Raw genomic sequence first — 20,954 nt, forward strand, 5'->3', positions numbered from 1 at the left:
GGCAGGACCAGCGTGCGCTTTGCGCAAACGACCATCGCGGCGCCTGCAGCACCGCGATGGTCGTTTGTGATGGCTGTCAGGCCTCGTGGTCTTCCCAGTCGCGGGTGCGATCAACGGCCTTGCGCCAGCCTTTGTAGAGCTTCTCCTTGGCGCCTTCATCAAGCTGCGGGCTGAACTCGCGCTCGATCACCGCCTTGTTGCGCAGCTCATCCAGGCTGCCCCAGAAGCCACAGGCCAGGCCCGCCAGGTAGGCAGCGCCCAATGCCGTGGTTTCGCGCATTTGCGGGCGCTCGACGCAGGTGCCGAGAATGTCGGCCTGGAACTGCATGAGGAAGTTGTTGGCCACCGCACCGCCGTCCACGCGCAGCGCGCTCAGGCGCTGGCCGCAGTCCTGCTGCATGGCATCGAGGACATCGCGGGTCTGGTAGGCGATCGACTCCAGCGCAGCGCGGATAATGTGATCGACCTTGACCCCACGGGTCAGGCCGAACAGCGCGCCGCGGGCGTACGGGTCCCAGTAGGGGGCGCCCAGGCCGGTGAAGGCGGGCACCAGGTACACGCCGTTGCTGTCCTTGACCTTGTTGGCGAAGTATTCGGTGTCGTGGGCATCGTTGACGATCTTGAGCTCGTCACGCAGCCATTGCACGGTCGAGCCGCCGTTGAATACCGCGCCTTCCAGGGCATAGGCCACTTCGCCACGTGGGCCGCAGGCAATGGTGGTTAGCAGGCCGTGGGAAGACTTGACCGCCTGGGCGCCGGTGTTCATCAGCAGGAAGCAGCCGGTGCCGTAGGTGTTCTTGGCCTGGCCCGCTTCAACGCACATCTGCCCGAACAGTGCCGATTGCTGGTCGCCGGCAATACCGGCGATGGCGATACCGCTCTTGGTGTGGCCGTACACTTCGGAGGAAGGGCGCACCTCGGGCAGCATCTGCCGTGGAATGCCGAGGATATCCAACAGTTTGTCGTCCCACTGCAGCGAGTGGATGTTGAACATCAGGGTGCGCGAGGCATTGGTGTAGTCGGTAACGTGCACCTTGCCGCCGGAAAACTTCCAGATCAGCCAGCTATCGATGGTGCCGAACAGCAATTCGCCGCGCTCGGCCCGCTCGCGCGCGCCTTCGACGTTGTCGAGGATCCACTTGAGCTTGGTGCCGGAGAAGTACGGGTCGGTGACCAGGCCCGTGGCTTCGCGAATGTAGTCTTCGTGGCCGTCGCGCTTGAGCTGGGCGCAGATCTCGGTGCTGCGTCGGCACTGCCAGACAATCGCGTTGTACACCGGGCGGCCGGTTTCCTTGTCCCACACCACTGTGGTTTCACGCTGGTTGGTAATGCCGATGGCGGCAACCTGGGCGTGGCTCAACCCAGCCTGGGCCAGGGCTTCGACCATGGTCGCGCTCTGGGTGGCGAAGATTTCCATCGGGTCGTGTTCGACCCAGCCGGCCTGCGGGTAATGCTGGGCGAACTCGCGCTGCGAGGTGCCGACCACATTGGCATCGCGGTCGAAAATGATGGCACGCGAACTGGTGGTGCCCTGGTCCAGGGCGATGATGTAGTTCTTGTCCAGAGTGTCTGTCATGTCGATGGCCTTGCACGAAATAGGGGTAGGTCAGGGTGTGGCGAGCGCCGGCACGCGGCGCTGGCGTCAGGAAACCTGGGTATTGCCCTGAGGATTATCGTCTGTCTGTTCGGGTGTGGCCGCAACGCTTGGCAGGTTGCGCGCAATCAGGCCGCGATAGATCGCCGCACCCAGGCTTGCGCCAACAATGGGGGCGAATACCGGTACCAGGAAATACGGGATGTCGCGCCCGCCAGTAAAGGCAACTTCGCCCCAGCCGGCAAAAAAGGTCATGAGCTTGGGCCCGAAGTCACGCGCAGGGTTCATCGCAAAGCCGGTCAACGGGCCCATGGCGCTGCCGATCACGGCGATCAGCAGGCCGATCAGCAGCGGTGCTGCCGGGCCACGTGGCAGGCCGTTGTTGTCGTCGGTCAGGGCCATGATCACGGCCATCAGAATGGCAGTGATGATCACCTCCACCAGAAATGCCTGGCCGGTGGACAGTGACGGGTGCGGATAGGTCGAGAACACCGAGGCCAGCTCTAGGCTCGCCTGGCTGCCGCGCAGCATGGCGTGGGCTTGTTCGAAATCGAAGAACAGGTTGCTGTAAAGCGTGTAAACGAGCGCAGCGCCGCAGAACGCGCCGCCCACCTGGGCCAGGATGTAGAACGGCAGTTTGCGTTTTTCGAAGCCTGCGAATACGGCCAGCGCGATGCTTACCGCCGGGTTCAGGTGCGCACCGGATACTCCGGCTGTGAGGTAGATGGCCATGCTGACGCCCACCCCCCAGATGATGCTGATTTCCCACAGGCCAAAGCTTGCCCCCGCTACCTTGAGCGCGGCGACGCAGCCCGTACCGAAGAAGATCAGCAGCGCGGTGCCGAGAAATTCGGCCATGCATTGGGCGGATAGCGTGGGTTGTCGTAGAGCAGTCGTCATGTATGACCTCGGTTCTTGTTGTTGTGAGGCGCAGGGCGCTCGACAGCAAATAAGCCCGGCGTGAATCCCCATTGACGCCGGACGGGCAACAAGCGTGCACTCAATGGGTGCGGCGCTTATTCAGAAACGAAAAAATATAGACAAGAAACGCTGCTGTCAAAGGTCGAAAATGAACGTATAGCCACATTCTGACTGCAATGGTGCTGCGCGAATCCTTGGGCACCGCTCTGGTGCGGGCAGTATGCTGGCTGGGTGTGTTGATTTGTCCTACAGTAGCCGCCGACCTGTGATCGACTGGAGCCGTTGATGACCCCCGCTTTGGACCTGTTGAAAAAGGCGCGCGCCGAACACCGCGTGCACAGCTATGAACACGACCCAAAGAGCGCTTCCTATGGCCTGGAGGCCGCCGAGAAGCTTGGCCTCGACCCGCAGCGCGTGTTCAAGACCTTGCTCGCCAGCAGCGAGAAAGGCGAGTTGCTGGTGGCGGTGGTTCCGGTAGGCGGCACCCTTGACCTCAAAGCGTTGGCCCATGCGGCTGCGGTCAAGAAGTGCGAGATGGCCGACCCGCAAGCTGCCCAGCGTGCCACAGGGTATCTGGTAGGTGGCATCAGCCCGCTGGGCCAGAAAAAGCGCCTGCGCACGTTTATCGACAGCTCGGCGCAGGCGCATGACACCATTCATGTCAGCGCCGGCCGGCGGGGGCTTGAAGTAGAGCTGGCGGCGACGGTGCTGGCCGCCCATACCCAGGGGCAATTCGCGGCGATCGGTCGCAGCTGAAAACCGCATCTGTATGGTGGTAAATACTGCTGCTCTGTCACTGTACGGTCGGGGCCCGGTAGCCCATGCTCGGCCTTCGATAACAAGCTAGAAGGACCGTGTCATGCAGTTGCACTTCCACCAGGTCGACGCCTTCAGTGATCGCCCCTTCGCCGGTAACCCGGCAATGGTCTACCTCCTTGAGCAGTGGCTGGACGATGCGTTGATGCAGCGCATTGCCGCCGAACACAACCTGGCCGAGACGGCGTTTGTGGTCGCTCAAGGTGAGGCTTACGCGATCCGTTGGTTTACCCCGTCCACCGAGGTGCCGTTGTGTGGCCACGCCACCCTGGCCAGTGCTTATGTGTTGTTCGAGGTGTACGGCCAGGACAAGCCACGGCTTGATTTCCACAGCCAGTCTGGCCTTTTGAGCGTAAGCCGTGATGGCGACCTGTTGTGGCTGGACTTCCCGCGTATCGATGCGCAGCCGGCCACCGAGGTAACGGGGGTGGCCGAAGCGCTGGGTTGCGAGGTGCTGGAGGTGCGCCAGGGCAAGGAGTTGTTCGTGGTGTTGGCTTCTGAGCAGGCGGTGCTGGATTGCAAGCCGGATATGGCGGCCGTCGCGGCGTTGCCGGGGCTGGGCGTGATCATCACCGCGCCGGGTGTGGAGCATGACTTCGTATCGCGCTACTTCGCCCCTGCCATTGGCATTCCCGAAGACCCGGTCACAGGCTCCACCCACTGCTTGCTGATCCCGTACTGGGCGCAGCGGCTGGACAAGACCGAGTTGCGCGCGGCGCAGCGTTCGGCGCGTGGCGGCGAGTTGTACTGCAAACTGGAAGGGCAGCGGGTGAAGATCGGCGGGCATGCCACGCGGGTTGCCAGCGGGACGCTGATGCTCTGAGGTGTAATAGCCTTAGAGGGCCTCATCGCAGGCTGTCGCCAGCTCCCACAGAGACCGCCCATCCCCATATCGATGCCGTCTACGCGGTCAGTGTAGGAGCGGCCTTGTGCCGCGAAAGGGCTGCGAAGCAGCCCCAGGATCTGAGCATCCACCAGAATCGCGGGGCTGCTTCGCAGCCCTTTCGCGGCGCAAGGCCGCTCCTACACAATCAAAAGCGACTTGCCCGAAACCATAGAATCTCCCACAGAGACCGTGCGCAGTCGTAATAATGAGTCCTTGCCCAGACCCGGTGGGAGCTGGCGATAGCCTGCGATGAGGCCAGCACTGGCTGGCTCAGAGCAAAGGTCAATGCGCCGAGCTGTAGCGGCGCACGCCGTTCTCCTGGCGCGCCGCCACGCTACCAGGCACCGGGAACAACACCAGGTGATCGGCCGCTACGGCGATGCCGACATCCTGCCCGACCTGATGGTCGATATGGCTGGGGAAGATCGCTTCAAGCTGGCTGCCAGTCGGCAATTGCAGGCGATACAGCGTCGAGGCGCCGAGGAAGCTCTTGCCGACAATGCGCGCACGCAGCTCGCTTTCGGGCGCATGGATGATGTCATCCGGGCGCAACAGCACATCCACCGAACTGCCGACTGCCAAGGTATAGGCCCGGTTGCCGCGCAGCTCGCCAAGCTCGGTGCTGACCGACTCGTGGCTGCTCATCTGCCCACGAATGAAATAGCCCTGGCCAACAAAACTGGCGACGAACGGGGTCTGCGGCTCGTGGTAGAGGTTGTAAGGCGTATCCCACTGCTCCAGGCGGCCTTCCTTGAACACGCCCACCTGGTCGCTGACGGCGAAGGCTTCTTCCTGGTCGTGGGTGACCAGAATGGCGCTGGTGCCGCGGCTCTTGAGGATGTCGCGAACCTCATGGCTCAGGCGCCTGCGCAGCTCGACATCGAGGTTGGAGAACGGCTCGTCGAGCAGCAGCAGTTGCGGTTCTGGCGCCAGCGCGCGGGCCAGCGCTACACGTTGTTGCTGACCGCCGGACAGCTCATGCGGGTAACGCCCGCCGAGGCCGCCAAGCTTGACCAGCTCGAGCATTTCTTCGACCACTTCGGCTTGCTTGGGGTGTTTGCCGATACCGAAGGCGATGTTCTGCGCAACGGTAAGATGCGGAAACAGCGCGTAGTCCTGGAACACCATGCCGATGCGGCGCTTCTCCGGTGCCAGGGTGAAACCGGCACGGGATATCACCTCGCCAGCCAGCTGGATCTCGCCGTCATGCACAGGCTCAAAGCCTGCGATGGCGCGCAAGGTGGTGGTCTTGCCGCAACCGGACGAGCCCAGCAGGCAACCGATGTCGCCTGCGTTCAGGTGCAGGTTGAGGTTTTGCACGATGCGCTGGTCGCCATAGCCGCAGGCGAGGTTGCGCAGGTTCAGCAGTAGGGGTTGACTCATGCGTGGTGGTAAGCCGGTTCGACAAGGAATTCGAGAAGGGCCTTCTGTGCATGCAGGCGGTTTTCAGCTTCGTCCCAGGCGACAGACCGTGGGTCGTCGAGCAGGTCCTGGCTGATTTCCTCGCCGCGGTGGGCGGGCAGGCAGTGCATGAACAGGGCATCGGGTGCCGCCAGGTCGAGCAGTTCGCGGGTGACCTGGTAAGGCGCGAAGTGCGCCAGGCGCCGTGCAGTTTCCTCTTCCTGGCCCATGGAAGTCCAGACATCCGTGGTCACCAGGTGGGCGCCGCGCACGGCTTGCCTGGGGTCACGCACAATTTGTACGCGGTCACCGCCAAGCTGCAGGAAGCGGGCGTCGGGCTCGTAGCCTTCAGGGCAGGTGATGCGCAACTGGAAGTCGAACTGGCGGGCGGCCTCGATATACGAGTTGCACATATTGAAACCGTCGCCAATCCAGGTGACGGTCTTGCCCTGGATCGAGCCGCGGTGCTCGAAGAAGGTCTGCATGTCGGCCAGCAACTGGCAGGGGTGCAGGTCATCGGACAGGCCGTTGATCACCGGGACTTTCGAGTTGGCGGCGAACTCGGTAAGGGTGCTGTGGGCGTGGGTGCGGATCATCACCGCATCGACCATGCTCGATAGCACGATGGCGCTGTCGGCAATCGGCTCGCCACGGCCCAGTTGGGTGTCGCGCGGGGACAGGAAGATCGCCTGGCCACCGAGCTGGATCATGCCGGCTTCGAACGACACCCGGGTGCGGGTGGACGACTTTTCGAAGATCATGCCCAGGACACGGTTTTTCAGCGGTTCGAACAGCACGCCGCGCTTGCGCAGGTCCTTCAGCTCGATGCCTCGGCGGATCACCCCGAGCAATTCGTCGGTGGTGAAGTCCAGCAGGGAGAGAAAGTGCCTAGCGCTCATGATTGACTACCTTATCTGCAACAGTGTGCAGGTCGACCGTATGGGTTTTGTTGACAACGGGAGTGACCTGCGGCGTAAGCCGCACGGGGCGGACGGATTAGGGAAAGGCGCAATACTATAATTAAATGTCGCCTGAAACCAAGGGGAGAAACAGCGTCCGCGCCACGACAGGCGTGCTAAACCCCTGTGGGTGCGCTGTTTTTTATTTGCTACAGGGTTTGTACACGCCCTGGCGCAGCTTTGGCAAACCGGCTGTCGTGAATCGCCCGCCTGATGTCGCCCGATTCACGCCGCAAAGTGCGCTGGCCCGGCATGGGCCGGCAGCGCATAGTCGGGCGACCCATAACAAGGCAGAGGCGGCCATGACCAAGACCCTGCATCACCGAGCCTGTCACCTGTGCGAGGCCATCTGCGGCCTGAACATTGAAGTCAGCCACGACCCAGCGGGCGCCGCCCGGATCACCTCGATCAAAGGTGATGCCCTCGACCCGTTCAGCCGTGGGCATATCTGCCCGAAGGCGGTGGCGCTGCAGGATATTCAAGAGGACCCCGATCGCCTGCGCCAGCCGCACCGGCGTGTGGGCCAGGCGTGGCAGGCAATCAGTTGGGATGAAGCCTTTGCGCTGGCCGCCGAACGGTTGTGGGCGGTACAACAGGCTCACGGGCGCAATGCCGTAGCGGTGTATCAAGGCAACCCAAGCGTGCACAACTATGGGTTGATGACCCACAGCAACTATTTTCTGGGCCTGTTGAAAACGCGCAATCGCTTCTCGGCCACCTCGGTGGACCAGTTGCCCCAGCACCTGACGAGCCACCTGATGTACGGTCATGGCCTGTTGCTGCCGGTGCCGGACATCGATCACACCGGGTTCATGCTGATCCTGGGTGGCAACCCGCTGGCATCCAATGGCAGCATCATGACCGTGCCGGACGTCGAGAAGCGGCTCAAGGCCTTGCAGGCTCGCGGCGGGCGGCTGGTGGTGGTCGACCCACGGCGCAGTGAAACCGCCATGCTTGCCGACCAGCATCTGTTCATCCGCCCCGGCGGCGATGCGGCGTTGCTGGCCGGGCTGTTGCACACGCTGTTCGCCGAAGGCCTCGCCCGCGGCACCCACCTGCCGGTGACCGGCCTTGAGCAGGTGCGCGCAGCCATTGCGCCATTCGATGCCCAAGCGATGAGCGCGTTGTGCGGTATCGCTGCCGATGACATCCGCCACTTGGCGCGGGGCTTCGCCGCTGCCGACAAGGCCGTGTGCTATGGCCGCATGGGGGTTTCGACGCAGACGTTCGGCTCGTTGTGCCATTGGCTGGTGCAACTGATCAACCTGGTCACCGGCAACCTCGACCGTGAGGGTGGCGCGCTGTGCACTGAGCCTGCAGTCGATCTGGTCGCCACCACCTCTGGCGGGCATTTCAACCAGTGGCAGAGCCGCGTTTCCGGCCTGCCGGAGTATGCCGGCGAGCTGCCGGTCTCGGCCTTGGCAGAAGAAATGCTCACGCCGGGCGAAGGCCAGGTGCGGGCGTTGGTGACTGTGGCCGGCAACCCTGTGCTTTCCACCCCCAATGGGCGACGCCTGGACCAGGCCCTGGAGGGGTTGGATTTCATGCTCAGCATCGACTTGTACATTAATGAAACCACCCGCCATGCCGACCTGATCCTGCCGTCCACCTCGGCGCTTGAAAACGACCACTACGATTCGACCTTCAACCTGCTGGCGGTGCGCAACGTTACCCGCTTCAACCGGGCGATTCTGGCCAAGCCCGAGGGCGCGCTGCATGACTGGGAGATTTTCGTCGGCCTGGCCAAGGCGTTCGCCGCCCGCGCCCAGATGGAGCTGAAACCGACCATGGCTCCTGCGCAGATGATCGATTTCGCCCTGCGCAAGGGGCGCTACGGCGATGAGACTGAGCACCGGCTGTCGCTGGCAACGCTCGATCGGCATCCCCACGGCCTCGACCTGGGCCCATTGCGCGCCAATCTTGCCAAGCGCTTGCGCACTGCCGGGCAAGCGGTCGAGGCGGCGCCGCCGGCATTGCTCGCTGACCTTGAACGGCTGGCACAGCAGGCGCCCCCGGCGCGTGATCAATTGCTGCTGATCGGCCGTCGCCATGTGCGTAGCAACAACTCTTGGATGCATAACTATCATCGGCTGGTCAAAGGCAAGCCACGCCACCAGTTGCTGATGCACCCCGACGACCTGCGGCATCGCCAGTTACAGGACGGCCAGACGGTGAGGGTGCGTTCGCGCACTGGTGCGCTCGAAGTGCAGGTGCAGGCCTGTGAAGAAATGATGCGCGGGGTGGTCAGCCTGCCCCATGGCTACGGGCACAAGCGCCATGGCGCGCAGTTGCAGATTGCGGCCGCGCAGCCTGGGGTCAGCGCCAATGACCTGACCGACGAGCAACTGCGTGATGGCGTGTCTGGCAATGCGGCGCTCAATGGCGTGCCGGTGGATGTCGAGGCCGCGTGAAGCCGGGGCAGGGCGAGCACGTTGTCGAGCTTTTCGTTACAATGCGTCACCGTGCCGACGATCACGTCGCAAAGTTCAGCCGAGGTGCTTCATGGATATCATCGATACAATCAAAGAGCAGATCGCCAACAACACCATTCTGCTTTACATGAAAGGTTCGCCGAATGCCCCGCAGTGCGGTTTCTCGGCCAAGGCATCGCAAGCGGTGATGGGGTGTGGCGAGAAGTTCGCCTACGTCGACATCCTGCAGAACCCAGAAATCCGCGCCAACCTGCCCAAGTACGCCAACTGGCCGACCTTCCCGCAGCTGTGGGTAGCCGGTGAGCTGGTCGGCGGTAGCGACATCATGCTGGAAATGTTCGAAAACGGTGAACTGCAGACCCTGATCAAGGACGCAGCTGCCAAGGCCAAAGCCTGACTCAAGGCTGAAATCGCCGGGGCTGCTACGCACCCCTTTCGCGGCACAAGGCCGCTCCTACAGGTGACCGCAACCTCTTGTAGGAGCGGCCTTGTGCCGCGAAAGGGGTGCGTAGCGCCCCCAGACTTTCTGCAGACAATAAAAAAGGCCACTGTCGAAACAGTGGCCTTTTCTTGAATCTGGTTGCGGGAGCCGGATTTGAACCGACGACCTTCGGGTTATGAGCCCGACGAGCTACCAGGCTGCTCCATCCCGCGCCTGTGAGATCGAATTCTACGGAATTCCTTCCGCATGTCAAGTTTTAAATGGAAAAAACCTTTCTCGTTCAAACTCTTAGCATCCTTGGCCGGGCGGGAGGCCAGTATCGGCGGGGCTTGTAGGCCGATTGTCGCGCGCGGGCTGTTTCGCTGACAGGCGCATGGAGTACTATCTGTATGAATTTACAGTACTGGCTGTCGTCCATGCCTCAGCGCAAGATCATCCACATCGATTGTGACTGCTTCTACGCCGCCATCGAAATGCGCGACGACCCGCGTTTGGTGGGGCGCCCGATGGCTGTGGGCGGGCAACCGGGGCAGCGTGGCGTGATTGCCACCTGCAATTACGAAGCCCGCGCCTATGGGGTGCGCTCGGCAATGGCCTCAGGGCATGCCATGAAGCTGTGCCCGGACCTTGAGATCGTCAAGCCGCGCTTTGACGCTTATAAAGAGGCGTCGCGGGAAATCCATGCGATCTTTCGTGATTACACCGACCTTATCGAGCCGCTGTCCCTGGATGAAGCCTACCTGGATGTCACCGACAGTCAGTGGTTTGCCGGCAGTGCCACGCGCATCGCCGACGATATTCGCAAGCGTGTCGCCCAGCAGTTGCACATCACCGTTTCAGCTGGGGTGGCGCCGAACAAGTTCCTGGCCAAGATCGCCAGTGATTGGCGCAAGCCAAACGGGCTGTTTGTCATTACCCCTGATGAGGTGGAGGCGTTCGTTTCTGCACTGCCTGTAGCGCGCCTGCATGGGGTTGGCAAGGTCACGGCAGAGAAACTCGCCCGGCTGGGCATCGATACCTGCCTGTCGCTGCGCGATTGGCCGCGCCTGGCGCTGGTGCGCGAGTTCGGCAGCTTTGGCGAACGTTTATGGGGCTTGGCCCGTGGCATTGATGAGCGCCCGGTGCACAACGACAGCCGGCGGCAGTCGGTAAGCGTTGAAAACACCTACGACCAGGACCTGCCAGACCTGGACAGCTGCCTGGAGAAGCTACCCGAGCTGTTGGCCAGCCTGGACCAGCGCATTGCCCGCATGGACAGCAGCTACCGGCCTGAAAAGCCGTTCGTCAAGGTCAAGTTCCATGACTTCAGCCAGACCACCCTGGAGCAGGCTGGTGCGGGCCGCGACCTGGCCAGCTACAAGCATTTGCTCAGGCAGGCATTCGCCCGCGGCGGCAAGCCTGTGCGTTTGCTTGGGGTAGGGGTGAGGTTGCGCGATCTGCGCGGGGCGCATGAGCAGTTGGATCTGTTCAAGGATTTGTAACACTGGCTTTGGGTAAAGCAGGTTTCAGGGCCCGGCAAGCCCGTTTCGGCCTCATCGCAGCCTGGCGCCAGCTCCCACAGGGATCTGGGGCAAGCCTCGAAATTGCGACATTCTATGGTTTCGGGCAAGTCGCTTTTGATTGTGTAGGAGCGGCCTTGTGTCGCGAAAGGGCTGCGAAGCAGCCCCAGCGATTCTGGTGGGTGCTCAGATCCCGGGTCTGCTTCGCAGCCCTTTCGCGACACAAGGCCGCTCCTACACTTACCGCGTAGACGGCATCGATATGGGGATGGGCGAGCTCTGTGGGAGCTGGCGACAGCCTGCAGAGCAGGCCCGGTGGTTACAGGAGTGCCAGGCGCGCTCATTGCGCGCCCGGATCTACCACCACGCGGCCAGTTGCCTTGGTCAGGCTCTTGACGAATTCCTCTTGCAGTTCCGGATCGTTGCGGGTCAGCTCGATCAGGCTCTGCTCCAGTTCACTGGCTTCTTCTTCAAGGCCCAGCTCGGACAAACGCTTGACCCGATGCACCCACTGGCCGACCTCGTCGTCCTCAAGGTCGTCGAAAATCAGCTCGTGGGCTTCGAGCAGCTTGCCGCGCAGGCTGCTGCTGACCAGCAGGCTGGCATCGCCACGCACGCCGTTGTCTTCATCGACCACTTGCAGGTGCAAGGTGCCGACGTGCTTGAGGTTCTGTTCGGAAAACGGGCTGTCCAACAGGTTCAGGCGCAGTACGCCGTTCTTGTCGGTGGTCAGCTCGTGGGTCATCTTGCCGGCTTTGACCTCAACAAGGCGCTCGTTCCAAGGCAGGCTGGTGAACTCCTCGCGCTTGTCCTTCTCCACTTCGCTGATCCCGGCCAGGTTCTGCTGGGCGCGGCCGTTGGACTGCACGTTCATGAACGGGTTGAGCCCGGCCACGCCATAGCTGAGCCAGTCATGGGTAACGCTGGCAGGCAGGTTGCCCAGGGCGAACACGTTGACCACATTGGCGCCTACCCCTGCGACCACCGCGACCGCGCCCAGTGGGATCTCGTAGATCTCCCGCCAGGGTTGGTAAGGGGTGTAGCGGTCGTAGTGGCGGGTCACTTCGAACTCGGTGACCTCGAAACGCTTCTGTTCGTGAACGCGCACGCGCCGCTGCGCAAGCTCCATCACCTTTGGCTCGCCGACGTCGATCTGCAGGGTGTGTTCGAGCAGCTTGCGCTCGACGCGCTCCTCATGGTCGCTGCGCTGCGACATCTGGTTGGCGCAGCCGCTGAGGAGCAGGGCGCCGCACAGTGCGGCGCCCCCCAGGGTGTAGGTACTTCGCTTGGACATGGTCACTCGCGTAACGGGTTATCAGCGGCGGATGCGGGCCTGCAGGAAGGTCAGCACTTCGTTGAGCGGCAGCGCCTGGGCGTCCGACTCGGTGCGGTGCTTGTATTCCAGGTTGCCGTCGGCAAGACCGCGGTCGCTGACGACGATGCGGTGCGGGATGCCGATCAGCTCCATGTCGGCAAACTTGATGCCGGGGCTGGTCTTCTTGTCGCGGTCGTCCAGCAGTACTTCGAAGCCTGCGGCGGTCAGTTCGGCGTACAGCTTGTCGGTGGCTTCACGCACCACTTCGGTTTCGTAGCGCAGCGGCACCAGGGCGACCTGGAATGGCGCCAGTGCGTCGTTCCAGATGATGCCCTTGTCGTCGTGGTTCTGCTCGATGGCCGCAGCTACCACGCGCGAGACGCCGATACCGTAGCAGCCCATGGACAGCACCACCGGCTTGCCGTTTTCGCCCAGCACCTGGCACTTGAGTGCTTCGCTGTACTTGGTACCGAGCTGGAAGATGTGCCCCACTTCGATGCCGCGCTTGATCACCAGGGTGCCCTGGCCATCTGGGCTCGGGTCGCCGGCAACCACGTTACGCAGGTCTGCCACTTGTGGAACCGGAAGGTCACGCTCCCAGTTCACGCCGAAGTAGTGCTTGTCGTCGATGTTGGCACCGATGCCGAAGTCGCTCATCAGGGCAACCGAACGGTCGATGATGCATTCCAGCGGCAGGTTCAGCGGGCCCAACGAACCGGCACCGGCGCCAATGGCGTCACGCAGTTCGGCTTCGCTGGCCATGACCAGCGGGTCGGCAACCTGTTCCAGCTTGGTCGCCTTGATTTCGTTGAGCTCGTGGTCGCCGCGCACGATCAAGGCAACCAGCTTGCCCTCTTCGGCGCCGTGCACGATCAGGGTCTTGACGGTTTTCTCGATCGGCAGGCCGAAGTTCTCGACCAGTTGCGCGATGGTCTTGGCGTTCGGCGTGTCGACCAGGCGCAGCTCTTCGGTCGGTGCCGGGCGCACGCTTTCGCGTGGCATGGCTTCGGCCTTTTCGATGTTGGCGGCGTAGTCGGAGCTGTCGCTGAAGATCACGTCGTCTTCGCCGGAGGAGGCGAGTACGTGGAATTCGTGGGAGTAGCTACCACCGATGGAGCCGGTGTCGGCTTGCACTGGGCGGAAGTCCAGGCCCAGGCGGGTGAAGATATTGCTGTAGGCCTGGTGCATGCGGTCGTAGGTTTCTTGCAGGGAAGCCTGGTCGGCATGGAAGGAGTAGGCGTCCTTCATGATGAACTCGCGGCCACGCATCAGGCCGAAGCGCGGACGGATCTCGTCACGGAACTTGGTCTGGATCTGGTACATGTTGAGCGGCAGCTGTTTGTAGCTGGACAGCTCGTTGCGGGCCAGGTCGGTGATCACTTCTTCGTGGGTCGGGCCTACGCAGAATTCGCGCTGGTGGCGGTCTTTCAAACGCAGCAGCTCAGGGCCGTACTGTTCCCAGCGGCCGGATTCCTGCCACAGCTCTGCAGGCTGGATGCTCGGCATCAGCACTTCGAGGGCGCCGGCTGCGTTCATTTCTTCGCGGACCACGGCCTCGACCTTGCGCATTACCCGCAAGCCCATCGGCAGCCAGGTGTACAGGCCGGAGGCCAGCTTACGGATCATGCCGGCGCGCAGCATGAGCTGGTGGCTGATGACCACGGCGTCTGCCGGGGTTTCTTTCTGGGTGGCGAGCAAATATTGACTGGTGCGCATGGGGAGCCGTGTCGATTGCCTGAATGTGAAATGACCCCGCATTGTACGGGGGCGAAACGAAAGCGTACAGAATGCAGCAGTGGTGCGTTGCTGTCAGCCAAGAAAAAGCCCGGCATTCGCCGGGCTTTTTCAGGTGCAAAGCGCTGTAGGCGAGAGCTTACAGGATGCTCAGCGGGTACTCGACGATCAGGCGCAGTTCGTCCAGGGAGTTGGAGTACACGGCGTCCGAGGAGCGGTAGGTGGCCTGACGGACACGGAAGCTCAGGTCTTTGGCCGGGCCTTCCTGCAGGACGTACTTGATGTCGACGTCGCGTTCCCATTCCTGGCCATTGTTGGTGCCGGCCACGTTGGCATCGGTACCACGCACGTAGCGGGTCATGAAGCTCAGGCCTGGTACGCCGTACTCGGCGAAGTTCAGGTCGTAGCGCACTTGCCAGGATTTTTCGTCTTCGGCGTTGAAGTCCGAACGGGCGATGGAGTTGGCCAGGAAGATGCTGCCGCCGCCGTCCACGCCATAGGCATAGCCGCCGTCGCCGGTCATCTTCTGATAAGCCACGGTGAAGGTATGTGCGCCAATGTTGTAGGCGGCAGACAGGCTGAAGGCACGGCTGTCGATCTTGTCGCCATCGAACGCTCGGGCTTCGCTGCCTTCGCTCTTGGTGTCATAGATGTTGAAGTCGAACACCATGCCCTGGTTGTCGGACAGTGGCAGTGCCCAGTTCAGGTTGGCGTAGTACTTGCGCCAGTAGTCTTCGACCTTGGAGTAGTACAGGCTGCTCGACAGGGTGTCGGTGATGGCGTAGGTACCGCCGACGACGTTCGCCGATTTCAGGTGGGCGCTGTCGTGGTTGGTTTCTTCCTGGTTGGTCAGGCCGGTGAAGCGACCAGCATGCAGGGTCAGGCCCTTGATTTCATTGCTGGTGATCAACGCGCCCTGGGCAACTTCCGGCAGCAGACGGCTGTCGTCGGTGGCGAAGACTGGCAGTGCGGTGAACTGGTCGCCGACTTTCAGTACGGTGTCGGACATGCGGAACTTAACTGCTGCGCCGCCTTTGGAGTAATCATCCTGCGAGCGACCATCCGAACCGGTAGGGAACAGGCCGGTGCCCGAGTAGCCGCGGCCGCTGTCCAGTTTCAGGCCCAGCATGCCGATAGCGTCGACGCCGACGCCGATGGTGCCTTGGGTGAAGCCGGATTCGAAGGTGCCGATGAAGCCTTGGCCCCATTCACGCTGGTCGTGACGCAAACCGGCGGCGCGGTTAGCGGCCGACTCGGTGTTGCGGTAGTCACGGCTGAAGTACAGGTTACGCATTTTTACGTTGAGTTTGCTGTCTTCAACGAAACCTTTGGATTCGTCTTGCGAAGAGGCGACTGCGAACTGCGAAGTCCCTGCTGCAACGGCCAGGGCGATCATGCTCCACTTCATCACGCGCATCGTGATTTGCTCCTTTGGTTTTTAGGAAGAGTACCGCTGCGCCCAAGTGTTTTAGTTATAGGGGCAGCTCTTTCTTTTTATGTCGGCGAAAATTTATATCACGCTGACTATTCTTGGCGATACGGGTAAAAAACAACCTTTCGGTAACTTTATGGCCATGTCGCTAACGGCTATTTCCTTGTCGCAAATCACACCCCTTGTTACCAGGGGTGTACAACGCCAGCGCTGTCGCGCGCCCATCATTTATGTATAAACACAAAGTAGGGCGAGCAGACTCCCTGGTGATTCCGATGCCGCTGTTGTCCATTTGTCGCGTTCACCTGTCTTTGCAGGTGTCGTGCCGACTTGGCGTTTGAGGAATGCAACAAGCATGCTCAAATTCACATTCCTTTGATGAATTTTTCACAAGCTGGGGGCGACCTGGCGCAAAACCCCAGTAAACACGGGGTCGCGCATGTCTGATGGTGTGCCACCTCCCCGTCGTTGCGAGCTGCCTTGAAAGTCAAGGTGTTACCACTCTTTGTTGATCCTGCCTGTTTTGTGTGACCGGTTGATGGTGTCGCGGTGACGATCGGCCTCATTGTGGTGCGAAAAGTAGCGCGGTGTTACCGCAAGCGATCGTTTGCAGGGTGACGGGTGGGCCAATTTGGTGCGCGGGTGCTTCATTGCGTGCCGTGCGGGTGTGACGGCAGGCCAAGCAAGGTATCCTGCGCGCCCTGCGCCCGCACCTTGGGCGAGGCATCTGTTTAAGGAGGTTTGTCATGTTTACCCTCGATCCGCGTCTGCAACAGGACTCTGTGCTGTTGGGTGAGCTGCCGCTGTGCAGCCTGCTGCTGAGCAAGGACGCCAACTATCCCTGGTTCATCCTGGTGCCGCGCCGCGCTGATGTGAGCGAGCTGTTTGACCTCGACGAGGCGGACCAGCGCCAGCTGTGGGAAGAAACCACTGCCTTGGCCGAGGCGCTCAAGGATGCCTTCGCTGCCGACAAGATGAACGTTGCCACGCTGGGCAATATGGTCAGCCAGTTGCACATGCACGTTATCGTTCGTCGCCATGGCGATGCTGCCTGGCCGGCGCCGGTGTGGGGCAAGGTTGCCGCGTGCGACTATGAGCCGGGCGCAGTCGATGCGATCCGTCAGCGTGTTACCGCGCTGCTTGGCGAAAGTTTCAAGGGGGTTTGAGGTATGTCGCTAGAGCTGCGTATCGTCGAGCTGGAAACCCGGCAGGCGTTTCAGGACGACACCATTCAGGCACTCAATGACATGGTCTTTGAGCAAAACAAGATCATCGACCGCTTGCAGTTGCAGGTTGCCGAGCTGATCAAGCGCTACGAGGATATGGTCGGCCAGTACGGTGGCGGGGGAGAGGAGCCTCCACCACCTCATTATTAAAGGTGGTGGAGGGTGGTGGTCAGCGGCGCGAAACCGCGACCACGTCTTCGGCCTGCAGGCCTTTGTCGCGGTGCATCACCGAAAACTCCACGCGCTGGCCTTCGACCAGTACCCGGTGGCCTTCGCCGCGGATGGCGCGAAAGTGCACGAAGATATCGTCACCCGAATCGCGCGAGATGAAGCCAAAGCCCTTGGAGGTGTTGAACCACTTCACCGTGCCAGTATCGCGGTTACTGGTCTCCGTGGTGCTGCCTTGGCTGGCGCGGGCCCGGCGAGGGCTGCGTGCCAGGCCTGCGGCCAGGTGCAAGGCGGTAGCCAGGGCTGCGCAAGCCAGCGCAGGCAAATTGCCAAGCTCTGGGCGGGCGAGCAGGGTGATGGTCTGCAGAATTACCGCAGCCACCAGCAGGACGCTGGCGGTGTGCTGCAGTTGCTGGCGCATGCCTCGGTAATAAAGCGGCAGGGCAGGGGCGAGCAGCAGGTTCAGCAGGCCGAGCAAGGCCAGGTAAACGGCCTCGGGTTGTTGCAGCAACGGTGTGGCGTCGGTTCTGAGGCTGGGAATGAGCGATAGCAGCAAGGCAGCCACGCCCGTCACCAGATGGACGATTTTGAACATTTGGTTAGGCTCACATTGATAAGGCCAATCACAGGATGAGCGGGCTGCACGGTGCGCGTGAACAGAAGCGCGAAAACGCGGCAAGCCAGCCTATGCACCCGGCATTGACAATCCGCACGGGTGGCACGCTGCCTATTTAACAGCAAAGGCGCAGTCTTCTCAAACCGCAGGCGCGCTTGGGCGGCCATGCACGGTGGGGAAACTCTTGCTACAGTGGGTCGCGTCCGCTTGGTTATTCAGGCCTTTAGCAAAGGGGAACTTCATGGCAATCGATATCGGTATCAATGAAGAAGATCGCAAAGCCATCGTCGATGGGCTGTCGCGTCTTTTGTCCGACACTTATGTGCTGTATCTGAAAACCCACAACTTTCACTGGAACGTCACCGGTCCATCGTTTCGCACCCTGCACTTGATGTTCGAGGAGCAGTACAACGAATTGGCCCTGGCCGTGGATTCCATCGCCGAACGCATCCGCGCCCTGGGTTTCCCGGCGCCAGGTTCCTACGCTTTCTATGCCCGCCATTCGTCCATCAAGGAAGAAGAAGGGGTGCCGCATGCCGACGAAATGATCCGTCAACTGGTCCAGGGCCAGGAGGCGGTGGTGCGCACGGCGCGCAGCATTTTCCCGGATGTGGAAAAGGTCAGTGACGAGCCTACCGCCGACCTGCTGACCCAGCGCATGCAGGTGCATGAAAAAACCGCGTGGATGCTGAGGGTATTACTCGACGGGAAGTAATTGCCGGTTGAGTCGCTTGCAGCGCTTTGAATACGGGCCCGACGCCGTGGCAGGTGTCGGGCCCGTTCGCTTGCAGGGAAAACCTTGCTGCTGGGATGGTGCTTTGTTGCAGCGCTTGATGGTCGCCCTTGACCTGCTCGCCATGGCGAACGGGTTTTTCGTGACAGGGGGCGAGGCGATGGGCGAAGTGGTGCGTGTGGCGGGTGGGGGTGCGAAGCTGGGGCAGCGGGCAGGCAAGCCCGAACTCGACCCATTCAAGGTGGATTTCGACATGGACCAGGCGGGGCCGGTGTCGCGCTCGGTGCGCCTGAATGGCTTTGCTACCTGTCTGCGCCTGGAGGTGGTGTATTGGCGGATTCTCGAGCGCATCGCGCAGGCCAATGGCTGTTCGGTAAGCGCGGTGTTGTCCTATGTGGATCGCGAAGTGCACCTGCGCCATGGCGGGGTCAGGAATTTCAGCGGGCTGGTACGGGTCATTTGCGTGGCCTGGCTGCAGACGCTCCAGATATGCACTGATCGCCGGGCGGGCTGCACTGCTTCCGTTAACCATATATAATCCCGCTCTTTGCTGCGTTGGGCAGCGTGCGATGTGGTTGACGAGAGACACCCATGCCCCTTTACGACTATCAATGTGCATCCTGCGAGCACCAGTTTGAAGCCATGCAGAAAATCAGCGCCGCTGCGCTGACCGACTGTCCGGCCTGCCAGGCGCCGGCATTGAAGAAACTGCTGTCTGTCCCCGGTTTTCGCCTGAGTGGCAACGGCTGGTACGAGACCGACTTCAAGACCGGGGCGAAAAAGAACCTGGCAGGCGGCGACAAAGCCGACTGAATTGAATTGCCCTGATCGGGTCTTGCGCTGTTTGCCCCTGGCAAGCGAGACCTTCACCGACTACACGAATCACGAGAAGCGAACACCATCATGATGCGCAGCCATTATTGCGGCCAACTGAACGAGAGCCTGGACGGCCAGGAAGTCACCCTTTGCGGCTGGGTCCATCGTCGCCGCGACCACGGCGGGGTGATCTTCCTCGATATCCGTGACCGCGAAGGCATGGCCCAGGTCGTGTTCGACCCGGATCGCGCCGAGAGCTTCGCCAACGCCGACCGCGTGCGCAGCGAATACGTCGTACAGATCACCGGCAAGGTGCGCCTGCGTCCTGAAGGCGCGGTCAACCCGAACATGGCCTCCGGTGGCATCGAAGTACTGGGCTACGAGCTGACCGTACTCAACGAAGCCGAAACCCCGCCGTTCCCGCTGAACGAGTTCTCCGACGTTGGCGAAGAAACCCGCCTGCGCTATCGCTTCATCGACCTGCGTCGCCCGGAAATGGCCGACAAGCTGCGTCTGCGTTCGCGCATCACCAGCAGCATCCGTCGCTTCCTCGACGAAAACGGCTTCCTCGACGTCGAAACGCCAATCCTGACCCGTGCAACGCCTGAAGGCGCTCGCGACTACCTGGTACCTAGCCGTACCCACGCAGGCAGCTTCTTTGCCTTGCCGCAGTCGCCACAGCTGTTCAAGCAGTTGCTGATGGTCGCCGGCTTCGACCGCTACTACCAGATCGCCAAGTGCTTCCGCGACGAAGACCTGCGTGCTGACCGCCAGCCGGAATTCACCCAGATCGACATCGAGACCAGCTTCCTCGACGAAGCCGAGATCATGGGCCTGACCGAAGGCATGATCCGCAAGCTGTTCAAGGAAGTCCTGGACCTGGAGTTCGGTGAGTTCCCGCACATGACCTATGAAGAGGCCATGCGCCGCTACGGTTCGGACAAGCCGGACCTGCGCATCCCGCTGGAACTGGTGGACGTTGCCGACCAGCTCAAGGACGTCGACTTCAAGGTGTTCGCCGGCCCTGCCAACGATCCGAAGTGCCGCGTTACCGCCCTGCGCGTGCCTGGCGCTGCCAGCATGCCGCGCAGCAAGATCGACGAGTACACCAAGTTCGTCGGCATCTACGGCGCCAAGGGCCTGGCCTACATCAAGGTCAACGAGCGTGCCAAAGGTGTTGAAGGCCTGCAGTCGCCGATCGTCAAGAACATCCCTGAGGCCAACCTCAACGTCATCCTCGACCGCGTTGGCGCCGTAGACGGCGACATCGTGTTCTTCGGCGCCGACAAGGCCAAGATCGTCAGCGAAGCCCTGGGTGCGCTGCGTATTCGCCTGGGCCACGACCTTGAGCTGCTGACCTGCAAGTGGGCGCCGATGTGGGTTGTCGACTTCCCGATGTTCGAAGAAAACGAAGACGGCAGCTTCAGCGCGCTGCACCACCCGTTCACCGCACCGAAATGCTCGCCCGAAGAGCTTGAGGCCAATCCGGCTGGCGCGCTGTCGCGTGCCTACGACATGGTCCTCAACGGCACCGAACTGGGGGGCGGTTCGATCCGTATCCACCGCAAGGAAATGCAGCAAGCGGTCTTCCGCCTGCTGGGTATCGAGGCTGACGAGCAGCAAGAGAAGTTCGGCTTCCTGCTCGACGCCCTGAAGTTCGGTGCACCGCCCCACGGCGGCCTGGCCTTCGGCCTGGACCGTCTGGTCATGCTGATGACCGGCGCGCAGTCGATCCGCGAAGTGATCGCCTTCCCGAAAACCCAAAGCGCCGCCGACGTGATGACCCAGGCCCCAGGCCAGGTCGATGCCAAGGCACTGCGCGAGCTGCACATCCGTCTGCGCGAGCAGACCAAGGTCGAGTAATCGGCCCCGGGCACCTCGCCAACGGGGTGCCCCGCGCTTGCGCGCAGTTTTATCGCGTTCCGCCCTACGGGGCGGAACCTGTTTCTGTTTCAAGGATTTGG

19 protein-coding genes and 1 tRNA gene are annotated in these 20,954 nt (G+C 61.8%); 11 read left to right on the forward strand and 9 right to left on the reverse strand.

Translation table 11 applies throughout. The features are described 5' to 3' along the window. Positions 1-76 precede the first annotated feature (76 nt). Positions 77-1,576: a glycerol kinase GlpK gene (gene glpK / locus HU719_RS02745; RefSeq protein WP_186522286.1), complete on the reverse strand. Its 1,500-nt coding sequence runs from the start codon at positions 1,574-1,576 to the stop codon at positions 77-79. Positions 1,577-1,642: 66 nt separating this feature from the next. Further along, complete coding sequence (locus HU719_RS02750; RefSeq protein ID WP_186522288.1) at positions 1,643-2,494, reverse strand: MIP/aquaporin family protein; 852 nt, start codon at positions 2,492-2,494, stop codon at positions 1,643-1,645. A 306-nt stretch (positions 2,495-2,800) separates the two neighbouring features. Here HU719_RS02750 and ybaK point away from each other — a divergent pair, with 306 nt between their 5' ends. After that, a complete protein-coding gene (gene ybaK, locus HU719_RS02755; protein WP_186522292.1) occupies positions 2,801-3,271 on the forward strand; it encodes a Cys-tRNA(Pro) deacylase in 471 nt (156 codons plus the stop codon). A gap of 103 nt (positions 3,272-3,374) precedes the next feature. Continuing rightward, positions 3,375-4,154, forward strand: a complete 780-nt coding sequence (locus tag HU719_RS02760) for a PhzF family phenazine biosynthesis protein (protein ID WP_186536516.1) — start codon at positions 3,375-3,377, stop codon at positions 4,152-4,154. A 345-nt stretch (positions 4,155-4,499) separates the two neighbouring features. Here HU719_RS02760 and HU719_RS02765 read toward each other — a convergent pair whose 3' ends face one another. Both HU719_RS02765 and argF read right to left on the reverse strand, forming a co-directional pair. Beyond that, positions 4,500-5,600 carry an ABC transporter ATP-binding protein gene (locus HU719_RS02765; protein WP_186520361.1) on the reverse strand — a complete coding sequence of 367 codons (1,101 nt, stop codon included), beginning with the start codon at positions 5,598-5,600 and terminating at the stop codon, positions 4,500-4,502. Further along, positions 5,597-6,517, reverse strand: a complete 921-nt coding sequence (gene argF / locus HU719_RS02770) for an ornithine carbamoyltransferase (protein ID WP_186520360.1) — start codon at positions 6,515-6,517, stop codon at positions 5,597-5,599. Before argF ends, HU719_RS02765 begins: the two co-directional genes overlap by 4 nt. 362 nt (positions 6,518-6,879) lie before the next feature. On the opposite strand from argF, the gene HU719_RS02775 reads away from it, so the two are divergent. Together HU719_RS02775 and grxD are read left to right on the forward strand one after the other, a co-directional pair. Next, positions 6,880-8,988, forward strand: coding sequence for a molybdopterin-dependent oxidoreductase (locus HU719_RS02775; RefSeq protein WP_186537456.1), 2,109 nt, complete (start codon positions 6,880-6,882; stop codon positions 8,986-8,988). Between the two features lie 91 nt (positions 8,989-9,079). Next, positions 9,080-9,406, forward strand: a complete 327-nt coding sequence (gene grxD, locus HU719_RS02780; RefSeq protein ID WP_186520358.1) for a Grx4 family monothiol glutaredoxin — start codon at positions 9,080-9,082, stop codon at positions 9,404-9,406. 180 nt (positions 9,407-9,586) lie between these two features. Here grxD and HU719_RS02785 read toward each other — a convergent pair. Beyond that, a tRNA-Met gene (locus HU719_RS02785) sits at positions 9,587-9,663 on the reverse strand. A gap of 204 nt (positions 9,664-9,867) precedes the next feature. Here HU719_RS02785 and dinB point away from each other — a divergent pair. Continuing rightward, positions 9,868-10,932: a DNA polymerase IV gene (gene dinB, locus HU719_RS02790; protein ID WP_186537457.1), complete on the forward strand. Its 1,065-nt coding sequence runs from the start codon at positions 9,868-9,870 to the stop codon at positions 10,930-10,932. A gap of 358 nt (positions 10,933-11,290) precedes the next feature. Here the strand turns inward: dinB and HU719_RS02795 are convergent, their stop codons facing one another. From HU719_RS02795 to HU719_RS02805, 3 genes are all read right to left on the reverse strand, one after another. Continuing rightward, on the reverse strand, positions 11,291-12,244 hold the full coding sequence (locus HU719_RS02795; protein ID WP_186520357.1) for a YceB family lipoprotein: 954 nt from the start codon (positions 12,242-12,244) through the stop codon (positions 11,291-11,293). A 21-nt stretch (positions 12,245-12,265) separates the two neighbouring features. Next, positions 12,266-13,981 (reverse strand): proline--tRNA ligase, encoded by a 1,716-nt coding sequence (locus HU719_RS02800; RefSeq protein ID WP_186520356.1) that lies wholly within the window; start codon positions 13,979-13,981, stop codon positions 12,266-12,268. Positions 13,982-14,138: 157 nt separating this feature from the next. Next, positions 14,139-15,416, reverse strand: a complete 1,278-nt coding sequence (locus tag HU719_RS02805; RefSeq protein WP_186520355.1) for an OprD family porin — start codon at positions 15,414-15,416, stop codon at positions 14,139-14,141. Positions 15,417-16,177: 761 nt separating this feature from the next. On the opposite strand from HU719_RS02805, the gene HU719_RS02810 reads away from it, so the two are divergent. Both HU719_RS02810 and HU719_RS02815 read left to right on the forward strand, forming a co-directional pair. Continuing rightward, positions 16,178-16,597, forward strand: a complete 420-nt coding sequence (locus HU719_RS02810; RefSeq protein WP_186520354.1) for an HIT family protein — start codon at positions 16,178-16,180, stop codon at positions 16,595-16,597. Between the two features lie 3 nt (positions 16,598-16,600). Next, positions 16,601-16,807, forward strand: a complete 207-nt coding sequence (locus tag HU719_RS02815; RefSeq protein WP_186520353.1) for a SlyX family protein — start codon at positions 16,601-16,603, stop codon at positions 16,805-16,807. A 19-nt stretch (positions 16,808-16,826) separates the two neighbouring features. Here the strand turns inward: HU719_RS02815 and HU719_RS23720 are convergent, their stop codons facing one another. Beyond that, entirely contained in the window at positions 16,827-17,420 is a 594-nt protein-coding gene (locus HU719_RS23720) for a cold-shock protein (RefSeq protein WP_186536043.1), read from the reverse strand. Between the two features lie 262 nt (positions 17,421-17,682). On the opposite strand from HU719_RS23720, the gene HU719_RS02825 reads away from it, so the two are divergent. From HU719_RS02825 to aspS, 4 genes are all read left to right on the forward strand, one after another. After that, positions 17,683-18,156, forward strand: coding sequence for a Dps family protein (locus tag HU719_RS02825; RefSeq protein ID WP_186520351.1), 474 nt, complete (start codon positions 17,683-17,685; stop codon positions 18,154-18,156). A 271-nt stretch (positions 18,157-18,427) separates the two neighbouring features. Continuing rightward, entirely contained in the window at positions 18,428-18,712 is a 285-nt protein-coding gene (locus HU719_RS02830) for a ribbon-helix-helix domain-containing protein (protein ID WP_225917142.1), read from the forward strand. A gap of 53 nt (positions 18,713-18,765) precedes the next feature. Continuing rightward, the gene (locus HU719_RS02835) at positions 18,766-18,987 is read left to right on the forward strand and encodes an FmdB family zinc ribbon protein (RefSeq protein ID WP_186520350.1); all 222 of its coding nucleotides are present in this window, start codon (positions 18,766-18,768) and stop codon (positions 18,985-18,987) included. A 90-nt stretch (positions 18,988-19,077) separates the two neighbouring features. Further along, the gene (aspS, locus tag HU719_RS02840; RefSeq protein WP_186520349.1) at positions 19,078-20,853 is read left to right on the forward strand and encodes an aspartate--tRNA ligase; all 1,776 of its coding nucleotides are present in this window, start codon (positions 19,078-19,080) and stop codon (positions 20,851-20,853) included. Positions 20,854-20,954 lie beyond the last annotated feature (101 nt).

Source organism: Pseudomonas farsensis (assembly GCF_014268805.2).
Taxonomy (GTDB): Bacteria; Pseudomonadota; Gammaproteobacteria; order Pseudomonadales; family Pseudomonadaceae; genus Aquipseudomonas; species Aquipseudomonas farsensis.